The sequence below is a fragment of the Janthinobacterium sp. JC611 genome, assembly GCF_018682595.1.
In the GTDB taxonomy this organism is placed as follows: domain Bacteria; phylum Pseudomonadota; class Gammaproteobacteria; order Burkholderiales; family Burkholderiaceae_D; genus Janthinobacterium.
On sequence record NZ_JAFLJN010000001.1, the window covers coordinates 23,124 to 48,928 of the forward strand.

Sequence of the window (25,805 nt, forward strand, 5' to 3'; positions counted from 1 at the left end):
CATGCATGGTGCTGAACGCAGCCTGTGGGACGTCCTCGGCACGGCGCCGACGGGCGACGAGCGCGCCATCAAGCGCGCCTACGCGAAACGCCTGAAAGTGACACGGCCGGAAGACGACCCGGCCGCCTTCCAGGAGCTGCGCGACGCCTATGAGTATGCGCTGCGCCATGCGCACCTGTTTGCCGGGGAACTGCCGGAAGCGCAAATGGCCGGGACCAAGGCCGAAGCGGCGGAAGTGCCGGAAGCGCCGTCCACGGAAGCGGCTGAGCTATGGGGCGTCATCGACGAGGCGGCGCAGGAAACGCAGGCGCCGCCGGCGGAACTGTGGGGCGTCATTGCCCAGGAACCCGCACCGCCGCCGGAACAGTGGGGCGTGGTCGCCATCGACCCGGCGCAGGAAGCGGCCAATCTGTGGCAAGGCTGCCTGGCGCAGATGCGGCACGCCGATGCCGGCGAGGTGCTGGCCCGCATGCTGCAGGACGACGCCATGCTGAACCTCGACGTGCGCGAGGAACTCGAGCTGTGCGCGCTGCGCTATTGCGCCGGCGCCGGCTATGACCTGGCGCTGCGCCGGGCCCTGTTCGAGCAGCTGGGCTGGGACCACGATTTTTCCTACCTGGCGCGCAGCCACGCGGACCTGGTGCGCAGCGCCGTGCAGCGCTACCGGGCGGACCGCTCGTTCGCCCATTTCAGCGACAACCGCGACAGCTATCCCGGCCTGGACTGCATCATGTCGCAGCAGCCGCCATCGGCCTACGCGCGCCAGCTGTTCGACCGCAAATTCACGCTGCAGCTGCGCGAGCTGCTGCACGCGATACGCTGGCAGCACGCCGAAATGCTGGCCTGCAAGCTCGATACGGACCTGTTCGAGCAGTGGGAACATGCCGTCCATGCCAAGCGCTACTTCAAGCAGACGGCGCTGGCCTCCGGCGGCCTGGGCTTCGTGCTGCACTTCATGCTCGCCGGCGTGCTCGATGCGGCCGGCTTCAAGCTCGGCGACACGGCGGCCTATGCCAGCCTGCTGGGCTTCCAGGCGTTCGCCTTTGGCCTGCTGGCCATGCATGCCTTGCGCTGGCCGGCGCCGCTGTTCGCGCGGCTGGACACACTCCAGGAGTCGCTGCAGGAACGCCTGCCCGTGCTGTGGAAGCGGCCCGGCTTGCGGCAACTGGGCTGGATCGCGCCCTATCTCGTGCTGGCCTTGCTGCTGTTCCTGCCAGAACGCGGCGAGACCATGCGCCTCGTCACCGCGGCCGGTTTGTGCGCATCGGCCCTGCTCGCGTATGCGATGAACCGCCAGCTGCTGCATGGCATGCTGCTGCTCCTTGTCCTCGGCCTGTCGCTGTTTGGCGCCATGTTCATGAGCGGCAGGGGCCAGCCGGCACTGGCCGTCGGCGAAGCCATGCCCCTGATCTTTTGCCTGGCGGCGCTGGCCCTGCGCAGCGCCACCGGCCTGTATGGCGATTGCCGCTTCCCCGAGGCGCTCTTGCCGCGCCTGCGCGCGGCATGGCTGATCGGCTGCGCGGGCTTGCTGTCGCTGCTGTATCTGCAGCAGCCGCCGGCCGCCTTGCTTGGCGCAGCGCTGCTGGTCTGGTCCTGCGCCGGCATGCTGTTTTCCCCTTGCGATTTCAAGTGGCGCAGCATGTGGCCGCTGGTGCTGGCGCCGTCCATCGCCAGCGTCGTGCTGGCCAACCTGGCCCCGGCCATGGGGGCGCGCCCCATCATGCATCACAGCGTCGAAATCGCCCTGGCCGTGCTGTATTTCACCCTGCGCTATATGTATCAGACTTACCGGCTGTCGTCAGCCAAACCCGGGCTGTCATAATCAGCCCCACGAATTCAACCGCAACCACTTCACACCGAAACAAGCGCCATGTCCACACAAACCAATTTATTTGACGATGCCCAGCCTGAGCCGACCCTGCCGGATGAACCGGTATTCGACGGCGAAGCGCTGACCCTGTCCACCTTCGCCGAGCGCGCCTATCTCGATTACGCCATCTCCGTCGTCAAGGGCCGCGCCCTGCCCGACGTGTGCGACGGCCAGAAGCCCGTGCAGCGCCGCATCCTGTATGCGATGAACGAGCTGGGACTCAATTCCGCGGCGAAGCCGCGCAAATCGGCGGCCGTGGTCGGCGACGTGCTGGGTAAATTGCATCCGCACGGCGACCAGTCCGTGTACGACGCGCTGGTGCGCATGGCGCAGGATTTCTCGCTGCGCTACCCGCTGATCGACGGCCAGGGCAACTTCGGCTCGCGCGATGGCGATGGCGCGGCGGCCATGCGTTACACGGAAGCGCGCCTGACGCCGATCGCCAAGCTGCTGATGGATGAAATCGGCATGGGCACGGTGGATTTCCAGCCCAACTACGACGGTTCGACGGAAGAACCGAAGCTGCTGCCGGCACGCCTGCCGATGGTGCTGCTGAACGGCGCGTCCGGCATCGCCGTGGGCCTGGCAACGGAAATCCCGTCGCACAACCTGGCGGAAGTGGCCAAGGCGGCTGTCGCCATGATCCGCGATCCGAAGCTGACGCACGCGGAGCTGATGACCATCATGCCCGGCCCCGACTTCCCCGGCGGCGGCCAGATCATCACGCCGCCGTCGCAGATCCAGGACATGTATGCGAGCGGCCGTGGCAGCATGAAGGTGCGCGCGCGCTGGAAGATCGAGGAACTGGCGCGCGGCCAGTGGCAAGCCGTCGTGACGGAACTGCCGCCTGGTACCTCGTCGCAAAAGGTGCTGGAAGAAATCGAAGAACTGACGAATCCGAAGATCAAGCTGGGCAAGAAGGCGCTGTCGCCGGACCAAGTGGCCATGAAGGCGCTGATCCTCAATTCGCTCGACACCATCCGCGACGAATCGGGCCGCGCCGCGCCCGTGCGCCTGGTGTTCGAACCGAAGTCGAAGAACCAGGACCAGACGGAATTCATGCTGATGCTGCTGGCGCACACCTCGCTGGAATCGTCGACCTCGATCAACCTGGTGATGATAGGCGGCGATGGCCGTCCGCGCCAAAAAGGGCTGGGCGACATCCTGCGCGAATGGATCGATTTCCGCTTCGCCACCGTCACGCGCCGCACCGGCTACAAGCTGGGCAAGGTCAAGGACCGCATCCATATCCTGGAAGGACGCGAAGCGATCCTGCTCAATATCGACAAGGTGATCCAGATCATCCGCAATTCGGATGAACCGAAGGCGGCCCTGATCGAGGCGTTCAGGCTGTCCGAGCGCCAGGCCGACGATATCCTGGAAATCCGCCTGCGCCAGCTGGCGCGCCTGGAAACGATCAAGATCCAGCAGGAACTGGCCGAGCTGCGCAAGGAAGAAAAGTCCTTGCAAGACCTGCTCGACAACCCGGGCTCGATGAAGCGCGCCATCATCCGCGAAATCGAGGCGGACGCCAAGCAGTTCGGCGATGCGCGCCGCACCCTGATCGAGGAAGCGCAGAAAGCCGTGGCCGAACAGAAGGTGGTCGATGAACCGGTCACCGTCATCATCTCGGAAAAAGGCTGGGTGCGCGCGCGCACCGGCATCGGCCACGACGCGGCGCAGTTCACGTTCAAGGCGGGCGACAGCCTGCATGGCGCCTTCGAATGCCGCACGGTCGACACCCTGCTAGGCTTTGGCAACAACGGCAAGATCTACTCGGTTCCCGTCTCGGCGCTGCCCAACGCGCGCGGCGACGGCGTGCCGATCACGACCTTGTGCGACCTCAGCGGCGGCACGCCGGGCAACGCCGTGCGCATCCTCCATTATTTCGCGGGCAATGGCGCCACCAGCTTGCTGCTGGCGACGAGCGCCGGCTACGGCTTCATCGCCAAGGCGGGCGACATGACGAGCCGCCTGAAAGGTGGCAAGTCCTTCATCACCCTGGACGACGGCGACGTGCCACTGGCGCCGAAAGTCATCCCCGAGGCGGCCAGCGCCCTGGCCTGCCTGACGGAAGGCGCGCGCCTGCTGGTGTTCGGCCTCGATGAAATGAAGACCCTGTCCAAGGGCGGCACCGGCGTCAAGCTGATCGACCTCGATGCCAAGGACAAGCTGTTGGCCGTGCAGCCGATCACGCAGCGCGGCGTGGTGGTCTCGGGCATCGGCCGGGCCTCGAAACCGCAGGATGCGTCGCTGGGCGCCACGGCCCTGGCCGAGCATTTCGGCAAGCGCGCGAAGAAGGGCAAGGCGCTGGCGGCCAAGCTGAAACCGGTCTCCATGACGGCCATCGGCTGACCGCCACCCGGCCATACGAAAAGACAGGTTCGCCTGTCTTTTTTTTCGCCCGCCGCGCAGCGGCAGCAGCGGGGAAAAAAGTTCACAGATAATTTGACAGATATGTCCCGCGTTCCCGTTATCCCTGCAGACAGGCCGCCGGCATGCCGCCCACGGACAGGAGAACAAGGATGACAAACAACGTTTCAGGCAGGCTGCCATGCAGCGTCTGACCCCGGCCGAACGGCGAGTGGCGGCCATGGCGGCCGAAGGCTTGCCGTATAAAAGCATCGCCAGGGAACTGGGCAAATCGCCGGCCACCGTGCGCAACCAGCTGCATGCGATTTACCAGAAGCTGGGCGTGGGCAACCGCACGGCGCTCGCCTGCAAACTGCGCGGCACGCCTTAACGCCGCGACAGGCGCAGCACGTCGGGCGTCGCTTCAACGATGTCGATCACCTGCTGCGCCCCGCCAGCATCGCCGAGCGCATAGCGGCCCATGCCCATGGGCCGCAACCGGGTCACGGGGCCGGCCCGGGGCCGGTCGTCGGGGCCGGGCGCCATCGACGTCAAGGTCGCTTCCCCTGGCGCCATGGCGCCGGGCGCGCCGAACTCCAGCACCTTGCGCCCCTTGCGGCTGGGCGGAAAGGCGAACGTGGCCGTAGGCCGGTACACCTCGATGCCATCCGCATCCTCCTCGAAGGAATGCGTCCAGCTACCGCTGGGCAAAGCCATCGTCATGCCGTGCATGCCGCCTCCCGTTGAACAGATTGTCATCAGAAACACGATACCACGCCGTCCAGGCTCTCATAGCCGCTCACGGAAGGCGACCAGGCCGTGCCGTTCCACGCCTTGTGGAACAGGGCGCCATTCGTGCCCGTGACAAACACGTCGAGGCGGTTCGCCGCCCACGCCGTGGCGCGCGGACGCGAGGTGCAGATACCGCCCAGGTTTTCAAATCCCGTCAAGGAAGGCGACCAGGCGGATCCATTCCACGCCTTGTGGTACAAGGCGCTGTCCGTGCCGATGACGAAGACATCGAGGCGGTTGGGCGCCCACGACACGGCTTCCACCTCGCCCACGCAGATGCCGCCCAGGCGCTCGAAACCGTCGCTGGACGGCCCCCATTTCGCGCCATCCCACCACTTGTGGTACAGCGCGCCATCCGTGCCCGTGACGAAGACGTCGAGACGGTTCGGCCCCCACGCCACCGCCTTCGGCGACGAGGTGCAGATGCCGCCCAGGCGCTCGTAGCCCGTGAGCGACGGTCCCCAGGCCGTGCCGTTCCACCACTTGTGGTACAGGGCACGGTCCGTGCCGATGACGAAGACATCGAGGCGGTTCGGCCCCCACGCCACGGCTTCCGGCTGGCCCAGGCAAATGCCGCCCATGGCTTCGTAGCCCGTCAGCGACGGCCCCCAGGCGGCGCCATTCCACCACTTGTGATACAGGGCCCGGTCCGTGCCGACGACAAACACGTCGAGGCGGTTCGGACCCCAGGCCACGGCGCGCGGGTCGCCCACGCACAGGCCGCCCATCGCTTCATAGCCGGTCAGCGACGGCCCCCACGCCGTGCCGTTCCACCATTTGTGGAACAAGCCGCTGTCGGTGCCCGTGACGAACACGTCGAGCCGGTTCGGCGCCCATGACACCACCTGCGGCGCACTCGTGCAGATACCGCCCAGGCCTTCATAGCCGGTGACGGACGGCGCCCAGGCCGTGCCATTCCACGCCTTGTGGTACAGCGCGCGGTCCGTGCCCAGCACGAAGACGTCGAGGCGGTTCGCGCCCCAGGCCACGACGGGAGAGGAGCTCTGGCGCGGCGTGGCGCCCGTGCCGCCCGTTCCCGTGCCGATGCTGGCGCGCGGACCATCGAGACAAGCCTGCATGCGCGCCACCTGGCCCGCCGTGAACATGAACATGGCGGGATCGTCGACATAGTCCATGTAATTCATGAACATGTCGCCATTCGGCCCATTGCTGCAGGAAATATGGGGGAAGGAGGGCTGGCCCGTGTTCGGCCCGCCCTGGTTCGGCGTGTCGGCCACGTTGTCCGTGCCCGAGCAGCCGGTGCCGTCGTCGCCCCAGATATGGTTCAGGTTCAGCCAGTGGCCGATTTCATGCGTGGCCGTGCGTCCCAGGTGGAACGGCGGCGCCGCCGTGCCGCTCGTGCCAAAGGCCGATTGCAGGATCACCACGCCGTCGGTGGCGGCCGGGCCGCCGGGAAACTGCGCATAGCCCAGCAAGCCGCCGCCCAGCTGGCACACCCAGATATTCAGGTAACTGTCGGCCGGCCAGGCATCCATGCCGCCCGTCGCCTGCGACTTGACGGCATCGTCCGCGCCAAACGAGGCCACGCTCGTCTGGCGCCGCTCGATGCCGCTGGTGGCCGCACCGTTCGGATCGATCGTGGCCAGGGCGAATTCCACGCGCGCATCGGCCGTCAGCGGCAGGAAGGGCGCTGGCGTGCTGTTGACATCCGGATTGACGCGCCGGAAGTCACGGTTCAGCACGTCGATCTGGCTGGCGACCTGCGCATCCGAAATATTCTGCGCGGCCGTGTTCCACACCACGTGCACGACCACCGGTATCTGCGTCACGCCGGAACGGCCGGCGATGCCGCCGTCGCCCTCGTACAGTCCGGCCAGGTTTTCGATATCGGCGCGCACGCTCGCATAGGATGGATCTTCGGTCAGCAGGCGGCGATGCACGTCCATCGTGGCGCAGGTGCGCACCTGCGGCGTGCCGCCGCCCTGCCCACCGCCTCCGCCGCCGCCCATGCCGCCACCGCCGCTCCCGCTACCGCGGTCGCCGCCCATGCCGCCGCCATCGCCCACGTGCATGCAACTGGCGCCAGCCATGCCCTGCGAGGCCTGCTGCATGCCGCCGCCCGGCATGCTCGCGGCGCCGGCGGTGGCCGCGGCATGGGTAGCGGCCTGGTCCGCGTACGACACGCCCAGGCGCGTCCCGGACATGGCATCGTCGCCGCCTGCCGCGCGCGCGTCGGCCTGTATGTCGCCCTCGACCGGCAGCGCCTGCATGGAAGACATGGCGGGCATGCCTTCGGCGGAACCGGCAGCCGGTGATTTTTTCGTTTTCGCGGTGCTCATGATGCCTCCCCTCGTCTGTTTACCAGTTCACTATGGCATGGCGAGAAGAAGAGCATTTGCGCCAGATCAAAACTGGCAAGCGGTGCCTGGGAAAAGTGGCGGACGAAAAAAAAAGACAGCCGAAGCTGTCTTTGGTGCTTGCAGGCCGTGCCCGCAAGGGGGGTATTACTTGGCGGCGGCTGCCTTGACTTCAGCGTCGGCCTTGGCCTTGGCTTCTGCCGTCCTGGTGGCGGCGAGGGCCTTGTCGGCGTTCGCTTCCACTTTTTCCTTGGCGACCTTGGCGTCCGCTTTCACGGCCGCCTTGGTGGCTTGCGCATCGGCCTTGGCATCGGTTTTATCGGCCTTGGCTTGCGCTTTCAGCTTGTCTTCCGCATCGGCGTTGACGACTTTGTCGTGTGCCTTGGCCTTGGTCTTGTTGGCCTTGTGATGGGCGTCGGCTTTCTTGTCGTCGGCCTTCATTTCGGCCTTGGCGACATTCGCGTCAGCCTTGGCATCGACCTTGGCTTCCGCAGCGACAGCCTTGTTGACGTCTTTTTGCGCGGCAGCCTGGGCTTTCACGACGGCTTCCGTGGCCGGTGCGGTTTGCGCGACGGCGGCGGTGGCAAACAGGGTGGCGATCAGGGCGGCGAGTAATTTGTTCATGATGTGACCTTTCAATATGGATTCGATTTATTTTTACTAAAGGCGGGCAAAATGTTCCAAATTTGCCAGGCATCGCGCTGTGCTTATCAGCAGCTCGATGGCATGACTTCATCGTAAAGACAAAACCAAAACCAGACAGTGTGTTAGCGCACTCAACGGAAAATCTGTACAAATCGGCACATTTCCCATCGGGTGCGCTGGCACGGTCACATCCTCAGGCGCCCACGGCCAGGGCCGCGTGGCGTGCCGCCACCCACTCTTCATTGGCCGGCTCCACGCCCACCACGATGCGGCTGGCAGCGCTGGAAATACGGCTGGCGTTGCGCGCATTCGCGTCCGCGTCAAGCACGGGGCCGATGAAACCCAGCTCGGCGCAGATGCGCTGGCGCAGCTCCGCGCTGTGCTCGCCGATACCGGCCGTAAACACCAACATGTCCAGCCCACCCAGCACGGCCGTCAGGGCGCCGATCTCGCGCACCGTGCGGCGGATATATAAAGCCAGCGCGGCGCGGATGCGCTCGCCCGTGGCATCCTGCCGGTCCTGCTGCGCCAGCAGCACGGGTGGATCGGCCGACACGCCCGACACGCCCAGCAAGCCCGACTCGTGGTACAGCACATGCGCCACCTTTTCCAGCGACAGTTTTTCGATTTCCATCAGGTAGATCACGGCGCCCGGATCGAGCGCACCGCAGCGCGTGCCCATCATCAGGCCGTCGAGCGCGGAAAAGCCCATGGTGGTGGCCACGCTGTGCAGATTGTCCATCGCGCACAGGCTGGCGCCGCTGCCCAGGTGGGCGACGATGACCTTGCCGCGCGCGACGGGACCAAAACGCCGCTCCAGCACCAGCGACTGGTATTCGTATGACAGGCCGTGGAAGCCATAGCGGCGCAAGCCCCGCTCCCACGCATCGTACGGCAGGGCCAGCATCTGCTCGACCTGCGGCACCGTGTGGTGGAAGGCCGTGTCGAAGCACGCCACTTGGGCGATGTCGGGACGCGATTCGAGCAGCACCTCGATCGCCTCCAGCGCGAACGGCTGGTGCAGGGGCGCGAGCGGCACAAAGCTTTTCAGGTCCGCCAGCACGGAAAAATCGATGCGCACGGGGGCGAAATACTTGCTGCCGCCATGCACCACGCGGTGCGCCACGGCGCGCAGCGGACGCCCGGCCAGCTGCGTCACGACTTGCGCGCGGATGTATTCGAGGGCCGCATGATGGGGCAGCTCCGCATCGAGCTGCAAGGCCACTGCCGGCAGGCCGCCAGCGCGGTAGGTGGCGTTTTCGCGGCCGATGCCTTCGACCTTGCCGCTCCATTGCGCCTGCTGCGGCAGCACGCCGTGCGCCTGCTCGAACAGGGCGAACTTGATGCTCGACGAGCCGCAATTGAGCACCAGGATCAGGGCGCCATCGGCCGCATGTTGGACGGCTGCGTTCATGGCGGCGTGCTCCGGTAATGGTTGGCCAGCATCACGGCGATGGCGCACGAGGCGATGCGGCTGGCGCGCGAGTCGGCGCGGCTGGTCAGAATGACGGGGATTTTCGCGCCCAGCACGATGCCGGCGCTGTCCGCGTCACCCATGTATTCAAGCTGCTTGGCCAGCATGTTGCCGCTTTCCAGGTCGGGCACCAGCAAGATATCGGCGCGGCCCGCCACCTCGGAGACGATGCCCTTGACGGTGGCGGCGGCGATCGAGACGGCGTTGTCGAAGGCCAGCGGGCCGTCGAGGATCGCCCCCGTGATCTGGCCACGGTCGGCCATCTTGCACAGGGCGGCCGCGTCCAGGGTGGCCGGCATGTCCGCGTTCACCGTTTCCACGGCGGCCAGGATGGCCACGCGCGGCATGGCCACGCCGATCACGTGGGCCAGGTCGATGGCGTTGCGAACGATGTCGGCCTTCATGGCCAGGTTGGGTGCGATATTGATGGCCGCGTCGGTGATGATGAAGGGACGCGGATAGGCGGGCGTCTGCATCAGGAAGCAATGGCTGATGCGGCGCTTGGTGCGCAGGCCGGCGCTGGCCGACAGCACGGCCGACATCAGTTCATCCGTGTGCAGGCTGCCCTTCATCAGCGCCTCGACTTCGCCCTTGCCCGCCAGCTCGGCGCCGCGCGCGGCGGCCGCATGGCTATGCTCGACGTCCTCGATGGCGATGCCGTCCAGGCTCAGGCCCGCTTCGGCCGCCACCGCTTCGAGGCGCGCGCGCGGCGCCACCAGCACGGGCGTGATCAGGCCGGCCGCATGCGCGTCGAGCGCACCCGACAGGCTCAGTTCATCGCAGGGATGGATCACGGCCACCCGGATCGGCCCCAGGGTGCGCGCATGTTCCAGCAGGCGCCGCGTGCCGTCGCCGTTATGCAGACGCACTTCGGGCAGGGTGGCGCGCGCCCGTTCGATCTGCTCGGCGGGCGCGATCACCTGCGCCTCGCCGTCGAGCACCACGGCGCCATGCTGGTTGACGCAGCGGCAGGCCAGGGTCACGTGGCGGTTGCGCGGCTCGAGCGCCGTGACGGTGACGCTGATGGCCAGCGTATCGCCCACGCGCACCGGTTGCAAGAAACGCAGGGTCTGGCCCGTGTAGACGGTGCCGGCGCCGGGCAGGCGCGTGCCCAACACGGCGGAAATGAGGGCCGCGCCCCACATGCCATGGGCGATGACGCCCTGGTAGCGGGTGGCGGCGGCAAATTCGGCATCGAGGTGCTGCGGATTGTCATCGCCCGACATCACCGCGAACAGGGCGATATCGTCCATGCTCAGGGTGCGCGTGATGCTGGCGCTGTCGCCGATGGCGATCTGGTCGAAGGTGCGGTTGCGCACGATATGCAAATCATCGTCTTGGGTAGTGGTCATCGTGGTCTTCTAGGCAGAGGTAATGTGTTTGGCCGGCTTGGCTTTCGGCCCGGCATGGGATGCGCGCGCGTCCGGCGGCAGCGCCTTCGCTTGCGCCTTCACCGCGCGGTCGAAGACGTCCAGCATCTGCTGCAGGCTCGCTTCCTCGTCCGGCGTCGGCGCCTCGGGCACTTGCAGCACCTGCTGCAGCCATTCGGCCAGCGCGCCGATGTCGTCCGGCTCGGCGCGCGACAGCAAGATCGGCAAGGCGGCGATGGCCGCATCGAAATCATGCAGCATCAGGCGCGCCTGCTGGCGCACGATGGCGCGGAATTCCTCCATGCCGACGCCCTGCCGGTATTGCGGCTTGATCAGTTTGAGGGCCAGGTTGACCCTGCGCTCGTCGGCGATCATGCGGAAGCGGTAGATGTAGAACAGCGCGCGCACGGCCGCCTCCACCAGGCCGCCGCGCTGCATGTCCTCGTCCATCTTGCGCGTTTCGCAGCGCACGTACTCGCAATGCTCGGGCGAGATGCCCGGATGGGGGCGCGGCGGCGTGGCGTCGCCGATGGACTGTCCCGTCAGCGCCTGCACCAGGGGCGAGCCGTATACCAGGTCGAACGTGGTTTCCTGCAGCGTGTCGCGCCAGTCGCGCCAGCTGTTCAAGCCGGCCGTGATGGCGCCGGAGACGGCTTCCTGCATCGCCAGCAGCGGGTTGTCGGGCGCAACGGGCTGGCGGTGGGCGCGCACTTTTTCCGCCTCCTTGGCCACCAGCCTGGCCAGCGGATTGTGGTCCGTCCAGCGCTCGTACGACACGCGCAGCGGATGCGCGAGCTGCAGGAAGCGCGCCGACTGCGGCGTGACCATGGCGCGCACCCACGGCTGCGCAAACGTGCGGTACAAGGCCAGGTTCACCTCGGACACGCGCGCGGCGGCGGCGAACTTGCGGTCGTTTTCCACGCTGGGCTGCACGATGGCGCGCACGTCCTCGATGCCGCGGTGCTCGACCTGCAGCACATAGTCGCCGCTGGCCAGGTCGGCGTTCGGCGTATCGGGCGTCTTGTCGACGATCCGCGCCTCGTAGATGCCGGCCGGCAGCAGGTTGATCAGGTCGATATTGCTGGCGAATTTCTGGTGTTCCTTGTGCCCCACCTTGGCCGAGACGAAGATGCCCAGGTGGCCGATGCTGTCATGTATGGCATACACGATGGTCTGGTCGTGCAGCAGCACGTCGTTGTCGTCGCGGTACAGGTCCGTGATCCAGCCCAGCGCCTGCGGCGGCGGCGTGATGTTGTCGCCGTTCGAGCAAAACACGACGATGGGCGAGCGGATATTGCGCAAGTCCAGGCGCACGCCGTCGGAAGTGATCAATTCGGCCGTGGCCAGGCGGTTGCCGATGAACAGATTGTCGACGATGTACTGCATCTCGACGTCGTTGAGGAAGACGTGGCCGCCCCAGTATTTTTCAAATTCCAGGTAGCGGGGCGCTTCCGTATCGATGTTCGCGTACAGATTGTACTGCTTGCTCCACAGCGTGTTGGCCGGGTTCAGCTTCTCGAAATTCTGCACCAGGCTGGCGCCGTCGAAACGGCCGTTGCCCAGGTCGCCCGCCAGCGCCGTGGCCCAGCTGCCGCCCATCAGCCCTCCCGCGTAGCGCATCGGATTGCGGCCATGCCAGCCGGCCCAGTACGACACGGGCGCGCCGGCCACGATGATGGGGCCGAACAGCTCCGGGCGCATGGCCGCCGTCATGAGGATTTGCCAGCCCGCCTGGCAATTGCCGATGACGACGGGCTTGCCCTCGCTGAGCGGATGCAGGGCGATGACTTGCTCCAGGAAGGCCGCCTCGGCGTGCATCACGTCTTCCACCGTCTGTCCCGGCACGGGATCGGGCAGGAAGCCGATGAAATAGCACGGATGGCCGGCGCGCAGGGCCACGCCGATCTCGCTCTCGGCCTTGAAGCCGCCGATGCCGGGGCCGTGTCCGGCGCGCGGATCGACGACGACGAATGGCCGCTTCGACGGATCGGGTTCGGGCGCATCGGGCGTCAGGATGCGCGCCAGGCCGTAGTTGACGGGACGCGCCAGCTCCAGGCCCGACATCACCAGTTCGGCGGGGAAGTCCAGCACGTTCGGCACTTCCTCTGCCATGTGTTCCTGGTACTGGTTGCCGCGCCGGCGCATCACGTCCGCGTACAGCACGATGCGCTGCCACGAGTCGCGCGCATAGTCGCCCAGCACGCCCAGCGACGGCACGCCGCCGGTGGAGAAAAATGGTGCAGCTTCGGTTGTCATGGCTATCCTTTTCAAGCAAAAAACGCCGGACCATTCCGGCGCGGGGGCTACGCCATCTGGCTGATGGTCTTGCGAAAGCGCGCCAGCGCGAAGGTGAACAGGGCCGTGCCGATGGCCAGCAGGGCCAGGAACGGTTTCCACACCACGTCGATGCCGGCGCCGCGGTACAGGATCGCCTGGCTCAATTCGACGAAATGCGTGGTTGGCGCGATCAGCATGATGTTCTGCACCAGCTCGGGCATGCTTTCGCGCGGCGTGCTGCCGCCCGAGAGCATCTGCAGCGGCAGCAGCACGAGGATCAGGAGCATGCCGAACTGCGGCATGCTGCGCGCCACGGTGGCGAGGAAAATGCCCATCGACGTGGTGGCGAACAGGTGCAGCGCAGCGCCGCACAGGAACAGCGCGATCGAGCCTTCGATGGGCACGTGCAGCATGCCGCGCACCACCAGGTTCAGCGACAGGGCGGCGGCCAGCAGCACCACCAGGCCCATCGACCAGACCTTGCCCAGCATGATCTCGGCCGGCGTCACGGGCATCACCAGCAAATGCTCGATGGTGCCGTGCTCGCGCTCGCGGATCAGGGCCGCGCCCGTGAGGATGATCGACAGCATCGTCACCTGGTTGATGAGTTCCATCAGCGAGCCAAACCACGCCTGGCTCAGCGACGGGTTGAAGCGCGCACGCATCACCAGTTCCACCGGCGAGACCGTCGCGCCCCGGTAGCGCCTGGCGAACTCGGAGATTTCGCCGGCGACGATTTGCTGGATGTAGCCGCTGCCGCTGAAGGCCTGGCTCATGCGCGTGGCGTCGACGTTCAGCTGCAGTTCCGCCTGGCGCCCGCCCAGCACGTCGGCCTGCAGCTTGGGCGGGATCGTCAGCACGAAGGTGTACTGGCCCGCGTCCAGGCCCGCATCGACCTGGCTCTGGTTGATCATGGCCGGCGGCGTGAACTGCGGCGGGAAGAAGGCCGAGGCGATGCGCCCGGACAGGGGCGAGCCATCCTCGTCGACGATGGCGATCGAGGCCATGTGCAGGGTTTCCGGCTTGGCCGTGGCGGCCACGTAGATGGCCAGGGTGAACGTGTAGAGGATCAGGATCAGCATCATGGGATCGCGGATCAGGCTCCAGATTTCCTTCACCCCCAGGCGGTAGATGTTTTCAAGGTGGCGCATCAGCTCTCCTGTTTCTTCAGCAGCGCCACCGTCACGCCGAGGATCACGGGAATGGCGACGATCAGGGGCCAGAACGCGGCGTGCAGGTCGCCAAAGCCCAGCGCCTTGTTGAACACGCCCCGGCTGATGTTGAGCATGTGCGTGGCCGGGTACATCAGGCCGATGGCCTTGCCCATGCCTTCCATCGACGAGACGGGATTGAGCAGGCCGGAAAACTGGATGGCCGGGATCATGGTGCCGATCATGGTCACGAACAGGGCCGCGATCTGGCTGCGCGTAAACGTCGAGGCGAACAGGCCGATGCCGGTGGCGCAGATATTGTAGATGAAGGTCGCGCCGATCAGGGTCGGCAGGCTGCCCTTGACCGGCACGCCGAAGGCCGTCACCGCCAGCAGCGCCATGAGGACGAAATTGAGCATGGCCAGCAGCACGTACGGCACCTGCTTGCCGAGCAAGAATTCGAGGCGCGTGACGGGCGTCACGTACAGGTTGATGATGGAGCCGAGTTCCTTTTCGCGCACCACGGACAGCGCCGCCAGCATGGCCGGCAGCATCAGCAGCAGCAACGGGATCACGGCCGGCACCATGGCCGGCAGGCTTTTCACGTCCGGATTGTAGCGGTAGCGCGTCTGGATGGCGACGGGGTTGCTCAGCGTGACGCCATAGCGGTGCAAGGCCTGGTCGGCCAGCCACAGCTGGTGCATGCCCTGCACGTAGCCTTGCACGGTTTCGGCGCGCATCGGCATGGCGCCGTCGATCCACGCGCCCACCTGGGCGGGCGCGCCGCGCTGCACGTCGCGCGCAAAGCCGGGCGGGATCTCGATGGCCAGCGACAGTTCGCCGCTGCGCATGCGCTGGTCGATATCGGCATAGTCGCGCAGGGGCGGGCGCTCGACGAAGTAGCGCGAGCCGGCCAGGTTGTTCGTGTAATTCTGGCTCAGGGTGGTCTGGTCGTGGTCGAGCACCGCATAACTCAAGTCTTCGACGTCCAGGCTGATGCCGAAGCCGATGACGAACAGCAGCAGCACGGAGCCGCCCAGCGCCAGGGTCAGGCGCACGGGATCGCGCCGCAGCTCCAGCGTTTCGCGCCACATGTAGCTGAGCATGCGCCCCAGGCTGAAGCGGCTGCGCCGCGCTTGTTGTTCCTGCGGCTGCGGCGCTGGTGCGACAGCCTTCTGCACGGGCGCCGCGCTTTCCGGCTCCGCCGGCGCCGTTCCGCCGCCCGCCTCTTCCAGGTAGGCGATGAAGGCCGCTTCCAGCGATGGCGCGCCCTTTTTGCGCACCAGTTCGGCCGGCGCATCGCTGACCAGCACTTTACCGGCATGCATCAGCGAGATGCGGTCGCAGCGCTCGGCCTCGTTCATGAAGTGGGTGGAAATGAAGATGGTGACGCGGTCGCGCCGCGCCAGCTCGATCATCAGGCGCCAGAAATTGTCGCGCGCGATCGGGTCGACGCCGGACGTGGGCTCGTCGAGGATCAGCATTTCCGGCTTGTGCACCATGGCCACGGCCAGCGAGAGGCGCTGGCGTATGCCCAGCGGCAGGCTGTCGGGCAGGTCGTCCATCACGGCGCGCAAGTCGAAGCGCTGCGCCATCTCGTCGATGCGGGCAGGAATCTCGCTTTCCGCCACGTGGAACAGGCGCGCGTGCAGCACCAGGTTCTGGCGCACCGTCAGCTCGCCGTACAGGGAAAACGCCTGCGACATGTAACCGACCCTGCGGCGCGTGTCGATATCGTTGGAATCGACCTCCTTGCCGAACAGCCAGGCCTTGCCTTCGGTGGCCGGCAAGAGACCCGTGAGCATCTTCATGGTGGTCGACTTGCCGCAGCCGTTCGAGCCGAGAAAGCCGAAGATCTCGCCGCGGCCGATGCGGAAATTCACATGGTCGACGGCCGTGAAGTCGCCGAAGCGCATGGTCAGGTCTCGCGCCTCGATGGCGACGTCCTGCGCGCTGGCCGCGTCCAGCGGCGTGATGACGACGGGCTGGTGGCCGGCGCGCTTGGCGTCGGGCAGCAGCTTGATGAAGGCCGCTTCCAGGTTGGCGCTGTCCGTGCGCGCCAGCAGTTCGGCCGGCGTGCCCGTATCGAGCACTTTGCCGTCGTCCATGGCCACCAGCCAATCGAAGCGCTGCGCCTCGTCCATGTAGGCGGTGGCCACCATCACGCTCATTTGCGGACGCTGCACGCGGATGCCGGCGATCAGGTCCCAGAACTGGGCGCGCGCCAGCGGATCGACGCCGGTGGTCGGCTCATCGAGAATGAGCAGGTCGGGATCGTGGATCAGCGCGCAGCACAGGCCCAGCTTCTGCTTCATGCCGCCCGACAGCTTGCCCGCCGGGCGCGCCAGGAACGGTTGCAAACCCGTGCTGCGGGTCAGCTGGTCGATGCGGCGCCGGCGCTCGGCCGCGTCATGGCCGAACAGGCGCGCGAAAAACTGCAGGTTTTCCTCGACCGACAGGGTCGGATACAGATTCTTGCCCAGGCCTTGCGGCATGTAGGCGATACGGGGGCAGACGTCGTCGCGGTGGCGCGCATCGCGCATGTCGCCGCCCAGCGCCATGACGCTGCCCTGCTGCACGGCGCGCGCGCCGGCCACCAGCGACAGCAGGCTCGATTTGCCCACGCCATCGGGGCCGATCAAGCCCACCATGCAGCCGGCCGGCACGTCGAGGTCGATGGCGGCTAGCGCCACCGTCTTGCCGTAATGCTGGCTGACGCCCCGGATGCTGACGACGAAATTGTTCACGTCCGTCGTCACTGCGGAACCTTCGTCGTCAGTTCAGCGGGCCATGCCTGCTTCGCATCGAGACGCACCCAGGCCACGCCGGGCAAGCCCACTTTCACCAGCGCCAGGTGCTTTTGCAGCAGCTCGCGGCTGATCTGCGCTTTCACGCGGAACATCAGCTTCTGGCGCTCGCTGGCCGTTTCCACCGTCTTCGGCGTGAACTGCGCGCTGGCGGCGACAAACGAGATCGTTGCCGGAATCACGTAATTGGGCGCCGCGTCGAGGATGATGCGCACTTCGCCGCCCATCGCCACCTTGCCCGCCGCCGTCTCGGGCAGGAAGAAGGTCATGTAGACGTCCGACAGGTCGACCAGGTTGAGCACCTTGCCGCCGCCCGCCAGCACTTCGCCCTGCTGCGCCACCAGGTATTGCACGCGGCCGTCGCGCGGCGCCGCCAGCTGGCCATCGGCCAGGTCGGAATCGATGCGCGCCGTGGTCGCCTCGGCGGCGACGACGGCGGAGCGCGAGCCGACCACCTGCGCCCTGGCCGCGTCGATGGCCGCCTGCGCCGCCGTCACCTGCGCCTTGGCCGCATTCAGGGCCGCGGCCACGCTGCGCACGCGGGCGCGGTCGTCGTCGAGTTCCTGCACCGAGGAAGCGCCCTCCTTCGACAGGGTTTCGGAACGGGCCAGGCGGCGCCTGGCCGCATCGAGTTCGCTTTCGCGCTGCGCCACCATGGCCAGCGCGGCCGCCTTGTCGCTCTCGCGCACGGCCACCTGCGCCTGCGCGCCGACCACGGCATCACGCGCCTGCTGCTGGCGCGCGCGCGCCTCGTCGCGCTGGGCCACCAGGGAATCGACCTGCATGGCGGCCAGCGGCTGACCCGCCTTGACGAAGTCGCCCTCGCGCACGAGGATCTCCTTGACCCGGCCGGCCAGCTTGGTGGCGACGTCGATTTCCGTCGCTTCGATGCGGCCATTGCCGCTGACAAAACCTTCGCCCGGACCCGTGGGGCGCATTTTTTGCCAGGCCGCATAGCCCAGCACGAGAACGGCCACGACCAGCGCCGCGGGGATGAGTTTTTTCTTCAGTTGAGCATTCATGGTATCGGGGCGATCAAATTAGTGGGTGGAAGCGACGGCGGAAGCGGCAGGCGCGCCACCACCCAGCGCCGCATACAGGCTGACCTGGCTGGACAGCAGCGCGCGGCGCGTCTGCACCAGCTGCTGCTCCACCGTCAGCAAGTCGCGCTGCGCGTCGAGCACTTCCAGGTAGGGCGCGGCGCCATTGTCGTAGCGCAGCTTGGCCAGGCGCGCCCGTTCGCTCTGCGCGGCCAGGGTCGTCTTGCCGATATCGACTTGCAGCGCCAGCCAGCGCCGGTTCGACAGCGCGTCGGCCACTTCGCGGAAGGCGCCCTGCACGCTCTTTTCGTAATTGGCCACGGCCACGTCGCGGCGCACCTCGGCCAGGTCCATATTGGCGCGCAATCGGCCCGCGTCAAAGATCGGCAGCACCAGGCGCGGCGCGACATTCCACGCGCCGCTGCCCGAATCGAACAAGCCGCTCAATTCCGCGCTGGCCGTGCCGTAGGCCGCCGTCAGCGAAATCGTCGGGAAGAAGGCGGCGCGCGCGGCGCCGACATTGGCTTGCGCGGCGCGCAGCTGATGTTCGGCCGCGACCAGGTCGGGACGCTGCGTGAGCAAGGCCGAGGGCAGGCCCGCATGCAGCGGCTGCAGCACGCTGGCGTCGTCGAAGCGACGCACCTCACCAGCCACCGGCGTCAGGTCGACGGGGCCGCCCACCAGTTGCGCCAGCGCATGCGCCTGCACGGCGCGCGCCTGTTCCAGCTGGGCCGACAGCGACAAGGCCTGGCTGAGCAAAGTTTCCACCTGCGTCAGGTCCAGCTTGGAGATCGCCCCCACCTCGAAGCGGCGCGTGAAGATGCGCAGCGATTCGGCGCGGCTGTCGACGGTGGCGCGCGCCAGCTCCACCCGTTCATCGAGTTCGCGCAAGCCCAGGTAGCCATTGGCCACCTGCGCCACCAGGGCCACGCCGACGGCGCGGCGCGCCTCGTCGCTGGCCAAGAGTGTTTGCAGGGCGCTGTCCTTCAGGCTGCGCACGCGGCCCCAGAAATCGAGTTCCCAGGCGCTCACGTTCAAGCCCGCCTGGTACTGCGCGCTCGTCATGGGGCGGCCCGTCACGCTCAGGTCGCCGGGCACGCGCGCGCGGCTGCCGGCGGCGCCCAGCGCGATGGTGGGAAACTGCTCCGCGCGCTGGATGCCATACGCGGCGCGCGCCTCTTCCACGCGCAGGGCGGCGATGCGGATGTTGCGGTTGCCCGCCAGCGCCTGGGCAATGAGCGCCTGCAGGCGCGGATCGGCAAAGTAGCTTTGCCAGGCGACGTCGGGCGCGCTTGCGCCGGCCGGATCGGTCTCCGGATACTGCGCCGCCACGGGCAGCGGCGGCGGCGCATACGGCGGCGCCATCGAGGCGCAGCCGGCCAGCAGCAGGCTGGCGGCCAGGGCGGCCACCCTGGCGCGCGGGGATAGAAGGGAAACAGCCATGGTCATCATCGTCCAGTCAATTCAGAATGTTGTAGCCGCCATCGACATACAGGGTGCCGCCCGTGATGGCGCGCGCGCCGTCGCCGGCGAGGAAGGCGCACAGCGCGCCCACGTCCTCGATGGTGGCCAGGCGCCGCATGGGCGAGCGTGCGATGGCGTCGGCCATCAGGCGGTCGAAATGGGCGATGCCGGAAGCGGCCCGCGTCTCCAGTGGGCCCGGCGAGATGGCGTTGACGCGGATGCCTTGCGGACCCAGTTCGGCGGCCAGGTAGCGCACCGAGGCTTCCAGCGCCGCCTTCACGGGGCCCATCAGGCCGTAGTCGGCGATGACTTCCTCTGCGCCCAGGTAGCTCATTGTCATCAGGCTGCCGCCATCCGGCATCAGCGGTTCGGCCAGCTTCGCCATGCGCATGAAGGAGTGGCAGGAGATATCCATCGCCTGCGCGAAGCCATCGGCGGAGCTGTCCGTCACGCGGCCATGCAAGTCCTGCTTCGGCGCGTAGGCGATGGAGTGGATGACGAAATCGAGCCGCCCCCACTGCCGTTCGATCTGCGCGAACAGCGCTTCGAGCTGGCCCGGCACGGCCACGTCGAGCGGCGCCACGATGGCCGCCTGCACTTGCTGCGCCAACGGCTCCACGTGCGGCCTGGCCTTGTCATTGAGCCAGGTCACGGCCAGTTCGGCGCCGGCCGCGCGCAGCGCGCTGGCGCAGCCCCAGGCGATGCTTTGCGCGTTGGCGATGCCCACCACCAGGCCCCGCTTGCCCTGCAAAGGCAAGGGCTGGCGCGCGTCGGCCGTCATGCCTGGACCGGACGCAGGGCGGGCCACGGCGTGGCCGCATGCACGGATCGCACCGCGCCGGCGCGCATGGCGGCGGCGCACATGGCCAGGGTGACGCCGCCGGCGCGCGCATGCGGCAAGGCGATGGGAGTGTGGGGGTGTAAGGTACTGCACGCGTCGGGCGCGGGGGTCTGCATCTTCATGAATCGGCTTCCGTCACTGAAATTCGAGGCACGCACCAGTGCATGTTCGGGGAACTGGTACGGGGCGAAATTACTCTACAGCATTTAGATACGTGATTCGCGATGAGTCCGGGTCCGCATGCCTATCGTTTGAGCTAGGTCAACTATACGTCCGGATGCGGCAATGCAACATTGATGTAAATCAAATTCTACCTCAATATTATCTAAATGAAATATTTTTCAGGCAAGCGTGCGGGCGTGCGTATTTGATAATACTACCGGGCTGGCGCAAAGAAAAGGGAGCATGCCGGCGCGGATGCCAATTGCCTTAAAAACAAGCAGCACTGGACGGCGGGGGAAGGGAGATGCGGGAGAGGATAGGGAGAGAGGGCCATGCTATTGCGTTGCAACATGGCCCACCATGCGTTGCCGGACTGCGCTGAACAGGCTTATTTGCCCGGCGCCGGGGCGGGACGCGAATACAGGTCGATGATGGTGCTGATGCCATCCTGGCATACGGAGCAGAACGTCTCGCTGCGGTCGAACATGATGCATTGCATCTCCGGCCGGTAATAGCCGGACGACTCGTAGTTCGCGCCTTCGAAAGCGCCCACCGCATGGCGCTGCGGCGCCTTCGAGAACAGTTGCTGCGTGTACGCCAGGTCGGCCTTGAACAAGTCGCTCATCTCGCTTTCCGGGCGGTTGGCCGCGCGCAGGGCCGCGCGCTGCTTCTGGTACTCGCGCGCATGGCTGTCGTACGCCTCCTTCGGCCATGGCGTGGGCAGCGGCGTACCCGCCTTGACGTGGTTCTTCCATTTCAGCCTGGCCGGATCGCGCAGCGCCGTGGCGTTCGGCTCCCACGGTTCCTGGCGTTCGCCATTCGACTGGTAGGCCACGGGCGAGGTGTAGTACTCGTCGGCCAGGCCGGCGAAATGGTGGCCGAATTCATGCACGAACAGGTAATTGGCCCAGTCGTTGTTCGCCGCCGCCGTGCTGAACTGGCCGAAGATGCCGCCGCCGCCGTAGGTATCGTTATTGACGAGGATTTCGATGAATTCATACGGCGCGTATTGGGCCAGGTCGCGCAGGGCGCGGTTGTCCGTCGTCAGCACATAGCGCTCGCTGCCGAAGATGTCGTAGCGCGTGCCCAAGGGAGAAGCGTGATGCACGCCCGTCGACGGGCGCGACACGCCCGACTCCTGCGTCGGCGCGGCCATGGCCCACACGTTGAAATCCTTGGCCCGTTCGCGGAACGGCGACACCGTAAACAGGTGCTCGGCCAGTTTGCGCGCCGTCGCTTCGAACTTGCCCATTTCGGCCGCCGTGTAGCCATCGCCCATGATCAGCAGGTCGACCTTTTCGGACGAAGGGCCTTCGACACGGATCGGGATCGGCTTGACGGGTGCCGGCGGCTGCTTGCGGATCACGTCCTGCGCGGCGGGGTTGACATCGGTGCTCCACACGATGGAAAACAGGCCGCGCTCGTCGCGCTTGAGGATACGCACGCGCACGGGGTGCTCGGGCTGCGGAAAGCGCACGGATTCCTGGAAGGCGCGCGTGGTGGTTTTTGCTTCATCGGTGCTGGCCCACTCGCCGAAGATGGTGGAAAAGCCGCGCGAGTACAGCACCTTGCCCGATTTGATGTCGACCACTTCCAGCAGATTGTTGCCACGGTTGCTGTCGTCGATGGGACGCGCCGGGTTGCCCGGCCATGGCAGCGGCTCGACCAGCACGCGCTCGACCGCATAATGCTCGCCCAGCGCATTGCCGCTGTGCTGGTAATCGAGGCGCATGGTGGCCGGCGGCGCGGTGGCAGCCTGCGCGGCAGGGACGATGCCGGCGGCCAGCGCCAGCGCGCAGAGGAAGGATCGAATCGGGGTCTGCTGCATGTCATTCCTAAAACGGTAGAAAAACAGGTGAAGGGATCGGTTTTCCAAACAATCGGCGGGCCTGCCGGCCGGCGCGGGAAAAACCGCTGCGGCACATTGTAGCGAGAGGAAGCGAGCGTGCAAAGCGCCCATTTCACACGCTACGCTTGACCATACGAGGCTATCGATTTATATTAGATTGATTAGTCGATTAATAAAAAGGATAACCAGCCACCATGCGCACCATCGATCCCGGCAAACACGCGGCGCGCCGCGACGCCATCCTCGCCGCCGCGCGCCACTGCTTTGCGCGCAAGGGCTTTCACCAGACCAGCACCGCCGCCATCTGCGCGCAAGCGGGCATGAGTCCCGGCAACCTGTTTCACTACTTCCCCTCCAAGCAAGCCATCATCGCCGCCATCGTCGACCAGGAAGGCGGCGAGACGGCCGCCTATTTCGCCGGCGCGCAAGGCGGCGCCGATGCGTACGGCGCCCTGCTCGACTTCATGGACCTGGTGCTGGCGCTGGCGGACGATGCGGATGTTGCGGCACTGGCGCTGGACATTTCCGCCGAGGCGATGCGCGACGCGGACATCGCGGCCAGGGTGGCGCGCAACGATGCCGTGCTGCGCGCAGGCGTGCAGGCGCTGCTGGAAAGCGCGGCCGCGCAAGGCCAGGTCGACGCCGCGCTGGACGCCGCGCAAACGGCCAGCTGGATCGCCGCGCTGATCGACGGCATCTTCAACCGGGTCGCCGTCGATTCCGATTACGCGCCGCTGGCGCAGCGGGCCAGCCTGCACCTGCTGCTGGCGCGCTTCCTGCGCCCGGCCCTGGCAGGAGCGGCGCCATGACAATCCGCTCCACGCGCATCGCCGACGTCGACGCCCTGCGCGGCTGCGCCCTGTTCGGCATTTTGGTCGTCAATATCGGCGCCTTCGCCACGCCCTGGTTCGGCCTGGGCTTGACCGATCCCGCCTTTCACGGCGGCGTGGACCGCGCCACGCACTTCCTCGTCGCCCTGCTGTTCGAGACCAAGTTCTACCTGCTGTTTTCCTTCCTGTTCGGCTACAGCTTCACCCTGCAGATGCAGGCGGCGGCGCGCGCCGACGCGCCCTTCATGCCGCGCATGCTGCGCCGGCAGGCGGGCCTGTGGCTGATCGGCGCCCTGCATGCCGTGTTCCTGTTTCACGGCGACATACTCACCACTTACGCTCTGCTGGGCATCGTGCTGCTGGCGCTGCACCGCTGCGGCGAACGCCAGGCACTGTCCCTGGCGCTGATGCTCGTCACCGTCTGCGCGGCATTCTGGGCAGGCATGGCCTGGCTGCAAAGCCTGCAGCCGGCGGGCGACGCCGCGGACAACGCCGTGGCGATGGCGCAGAAGGCGGCAAGCGCGCTGGCCGCCTATCGCGCCACGCCGGCCGCCGTGATGACCCAGCACCTGCGCGAACTGCGCGACATCTGGATCGTCCTGCTGCTGGTGCAGGCGCCGTGCGCGCTGGCCATGTTCCTGTGCGGCCTGGCCGCCGGCAAGCGCGAGATGCTGCTGCACGCGGCCGACTATCTGCCGCTGCGCCGCCGCCTGCTGTGGGCCGGCGCGCTGGCGGGATTGCCCGGCGCCGCCTTTTATGCGTGGACCTCCGTGTATGGCCACAGCCAGGCATGGCAGGTGGCGGGGCTGGCCGTGGGCCTGGCGAGCGCACCGCTGCTGGCGGGCGCCTACCTGGCGCTGGCGCTGGTCCTGTTCGAGCGCCTGCGCGACGGCACGCTGTTTGCGCTGCTGGCCGACACGGGCCGCATGGCCCTGTCGAACTACCTGCTGCAGTCGGCCATCTGCGCCTGGCTGTTCCTCGCGTATGGCGCGCGGCTGATGGGCAGCGTCTCGCCGCTGGGCGCCGTGGCGCTGGCCATCGTCATCTTTTGCGTGCAGCTGCCATTGAGCCGCTGGTGGCTGCGCGGCCACGCGTATGGCCCTGTCGAGTGGCTGCTCAGGGCCTTGACGATCGCCGCGTGGCCGCGCTGGTGGAGGTAACGCGGCGCTTACTTGTAGCGGTACAGGGGCTGGCGCAGCTGGATGGGACGGATGTCGAGACGCAGCTTCAGCACCGAATACGCCTCCGCCTCGGTCGAGCTGTAGCCGACGCTGTTGACCGTTTTACTGAAGCGGAACTCGAAGCCCAGGTCCGGATACGGGTCGCGCGGGTTGCCGAAGGCGATGCCGATGGCTTCCTGCTGCGCGTTGTCGATCAGGTTGCCCATCAGGTCGAGCACGGCGTTGTTGCCGAGGATATCGTTGGTAAACACGGGCTCGCGCATGTCGGGCTGGTTCGGATCGAGCTTGTTGTCGGCCTTGTCCGGCGACGGCGTGAAGACGCGCGTGACGAGGTTGAACTTGTCGCCCCGGTCCAGGTAGCTGATGGCGGCATTGCTGATATTGAAATTTTTCACGCCGCGGTCGCTGATGGCGCCCGACAGGTCGATCAGCAAGGCGCCGCTGTAGCCGATGACTTCCACGTCGCGCATGGCGTCGACCACCATGGCGCTGTTTTCATCGATGCCCAGCCCCAGGTGATAGCCTTTTTTCAGCATCACGGGAATCATGCGCGCAAAGCGCCCGCGCACCAGCAGATGCTGGTCGACGAAGACGTCGCTGCCGATAAAGCCCAGGCCCGGCGCGATCTCGCGGCCGTCCGTCACGCCCATCTTGAGCATGTCGAGCACGGGCTTGGCGTCGTAGAACATGGTGGTGCTCATGATGGCCGCGCCGGCGCTGGAACCGGCGATCACGCCGCCGTTGCGGTAGACCGACCAGATGGCTTCCAGCGCGGCCGTGCGGCTGCCGTCCGGGCGCAGCAACGCTTGCGTGATGCGCCCCTGGTCGCCGCCGGCAAAATAGATGCCGCTGGCCGACTTGATCTGCGTGACGATGGCCGGGTCTTCGGCCGCCTTGCGGTAATCGCGATTGGCCAGCTTGACGGCCAGCGGCACGAAAAAGGCGTCCGCGCCATACTGGTTCAGCTTCTTGATGATGCTTTCGCCCGATTTTTCCGGGTTCATCGCGGCCGAGGCCAGCACGGCGATGCGCGCGCCTGGCCCGCCCGACAACTTGACGATGCGCTGCCAGACTTCGGCATTGTCGGCGCGCAGGCCGCCGCCGATGATGACGAGGGTGCCCTGCGGCGCGCTGCCGATGGCACTGCCGCCGGGCGCCGCCACGGCATGGACGCTGCACAATGCCAGCGCGAACAGCAGCGCGGCGCGAAAGGTGTGATACAGGCTTGCGGATGATTTCATGGTGCCTCTCAATACAAGGAAAGTGGCGCACGCCGGCTGATACAGGCGCGCGCCCTTGCTGCCAACACTGCTGCTTGCAACCCAACTGCCTCGAACTACGATACTACTTGCCGCATATGACAGCGTTGTTGCGCAATCTCC

The 25,805-nt window shown here is 66.7% G+C and carries 19 protein-coding genes; 5 read left to right on the forward strand and 14 right to left on the reverse strand.

Annotated elements, in window-relative coordinates; genetic code table 11:
* The first annotated feature begins 1 nt into the window (after position 1).
* The 3 genes from J0O65_RS00090 to J0O65_RS00100 all read left to right on the forward strand — a co-directional run bounded on the left by J0O65_RS00090 (position 2) and on the right by J0O65_RS00100 (position 4,613).
* Entirely contained in the window at positions 2–1,822 is a 1,821-nt protein-coding gene (locus J0O65_RS00090) for a J domain-containing protein (RefSeq protein ID WP_215402940.1), read from the forward strand.
* A gap of 48 nt (positions 1,823–1,870) precedes the next feature.
* Positions 1,871–4,225 carry a DNA topoisomerase IV subunit A gene (gene parC, locus J0O65_RS00095; protein WP_215402942.1) on the forward strand — a complete coding sequence of 785 codons (2,355 nt, stop codon included), beginning with the start codon at positions 1,871–1,873 and terminating at the stop codon, positions 4,223–4,225.
* 199 nt (positions 4,226–4,424) lie between these two features.
* Positions 4,425–4,613 carry a helix-turn-helix domain-containing protein gene (locus tag J0O65_RS00100; protein ID WP_152253174.1) on the forward strand — a complete coding sequence of 63 codons (189 nt, stop codon included), beginning with the start codon at positions 4,425–4,427 and terminating at the stop codon, positions 4,611–4,613.
* Here J0O65_RS00100 and J0O65_RS00105 read toward each other — a convergent pair.
* The 13 genes from J0O65_RS00105 to J0O65_RS00165 all read right to left on the reverse strand — a co-directional run bounded on the left by J0O65_RS00105 (position 4,610) and on the right by J0O65_RS00165 (position 22,391).
* On the reverse strand, positions 4,610–4,954 hold the full coding sequence (locus J0O65_RS00105; protein WP_215402944.1) for a hypothetical protein: 345 nt from the start codon (positions 4,952–4,954) through the stop codon (positions 4,610–4,612). The two genes, J0O65_RS00100 and J0O65_RS00105, sit on opposite strands and share 4 nt — an antisense overlap.
* Positions 4,955–4,980: 26 nt before the next feature.
* The gene (locus J0O65_RS00110; protein ID WP_285896766.1) at positions 4,981–7,314 is read right to left on the reverse strand and encodes a DUF8189 domain-containing protein; all 2,334 of its coding nucleotides are present in this window, start codon (positions 7,312–7,314) and stop codon (positions 4,981–4,983) included.
* Positions 7,315–7,479: 165 nt separating this feature from the next.
* Positions 7,480–7,956, reverse strand: coding sequence for a hypothetical protein (locus tag J0O65_RS00115; RefSeq protein WP_215402946.1), 477 nt, complete (start codon positions 7,954–7,956; stop codon positions 7,480–7,482).
* 214 nt (positions 7,957–8,170) lie between these two features.
* Complete coding sequence (locus J0O65_RS00120; RefSeq protein ID WP_215402948.1) at positions 8,171–9,391, reverse strand: acetate/propionate family kinase; 1,221 nt, start codon at positions 9,389–9,391, stop codon at positions 8,171–8,173.
* Positions 9,388–10,803, reverse strand: coding sequence for a bifunctional enoyl-CoA hydratase/phosphate acetyltransferase (locus J0O65_RS00125; RefSeq protein WP_215402950.1), 1,416 nt, complete (start codon positions 10,801–10,803; stop codon positions 9,388–9,390). Before J0O65_RS00125 ends, J0O65_RS00120 begins: the two co-directional genes overlap by 4 nt.
* Before the next feature lie 9 nt (positions 10,804–10,812).
* Complete coding sequence (locus tag J0O65_RS00130; protein ID WP_215402952.1) at positions 10,813–13,077, reverse strand: DUF3141 domain-containing protein; 2,265 nt, start codon at positions 13,075–13,077, stop codon at positions 10,813–10,815.
* A 47-nt stretch (positions 13,078–13,124) separates the two neighbouring features.
* The gene (locus tag J0O65_RS00135; protein WP_215402955.1) at positions 13,125–14,249 is read right to left on the reverse strand and encodes an ABC transporter permease; all 1,125 of its coding nucleotides are present in this window, start codon (positions 14,247–14,249) and stop codon (positions 13,125–13,127) included.
* Complete coding sequence (rbbA, locus tag J0O65_RS00140) at positions 14,249–17,008, reverse strand: ribosome-associated ATPase/putative transporter RbbA (RefSeq protein WP_215402957.1); 2,760 nt, start codon at positions 17,006–17,008, stop codon at positions 14,249–14,251. The genes J0O65_RS00135 and rbbA overlap by 1 nt, the downstream gene beginning before the upstream one ends.
* Positions 17,005–18,078, reverse strand: coding sequence for an HlyD family secretion protein (locus J0O65_RS00145; RefSeq protein WP_215402959.1), 1,074 nt, complete (start codon positions 18,076–18,078; stop codon positions 17,005–17,007). The genes rbbA and J0O65_RS00145 overlap by 4 nt, the downstream gene beginning before the upstream one ends.
* 18 nt (positions 18,079–18,096) lie before the next feature.
* The gene (locus tag J0O65_RS00150) at positions 18,097–19,545 is read right to left on the reverse strand and encodes an efflux transporter outer membrane subunit (protein ID WP_215403611.1); all 1,449 of its coding nucleotides are present in this window, start codon (positions 19,543–19,545) and stop codon (positions 18,097–18,099) included.
* 10 nt (positions 19,546–19,555) lie between these two features.
* Complete coding sequence (fabI, locus tag J0O65_RS00155) at positions 19,556–20,341, reverse strand: enoyl-ACP reductase FabI (protein WP_215402961.1); 786 nt, start codon at positions 20,339–20,341, stop codon at positions 19,556–19,558.
* Complete coding sequence (locus tag J0O65_RS00160; protein ID WP_215402964.1) at positions 20,338–20,523, reverse strand: hypothetical protein; 186 nt, start codon at positions 20,521–20,523, stop codon at positions 20,338–20,340. The genes fabI and J0O65_RS00160 overlap by 4 nt, the downstream gene beginning before the upstream one ends.
* Positions 20,524–20,951: 428 nt before the next feature.
* Positions 20,952–22,391 carry an IgA Peptidase M64 gene (locus J0O65_RS00165; RefSeq protein WP_215402966.1) on the reverse strand — a complete coding sequence of 480 codons (1,440 nt, stop codon included), beginning with the start codon at positions 22,389–22,391 and terminating at the stop codon, positions 20,952–20,954.
* A 215-nt stretch (positions 22,392–22,606) separates the two neighbouring features.
* Between J0O65_RS00165 and J0O65_RS00170 the strand changes: the two genes are divergently transcribed.
* Positions 22,607–23,221, forward strand: coding sequence for a TetR/AcrR family transcriptional regulator (locus J0O65_RS00170; protein WP_215402968.1), 615 nt, complete (start codon positions 22,607–22,609; stop codon positions 23,219–23,221).
* Positions 23,218–24,402, forward strand: a complete 1,185-nt coding sequence (locus tag J0O65_RS00175; RefSeq protein WP_215402970.1) for a DUF418 domain-containing protein — start codon at positions 23,218–23,220, stop codon at positions 24,400–24,402. The genes J0O65_RS00170 and J0O65_RS00175 overlap by 4 nt, the downstream gene beginning before the upstream one ends.
* An 8-nt stretch (positions 24,403–24,410) precedes the next feature.
* Here the strand turns inward: J0O65_RS00175 and J0O65_RS00180 are convergent, their stop codons facing one another.
* The gene (locus tag J0O65_RS00180; protein ID WP_152253187.1) at positions 24,411–25,664 is read right to left on the reverse strand and encodes a cyanophycinase; all 1,254 of its coding nucleotides are present in this window, start codon (positions 25,662–25,664) and stop codon (positions 24,411–24,413) included.
* Positions 25,665–25,805: the final 141 nt, after the last annotated feature.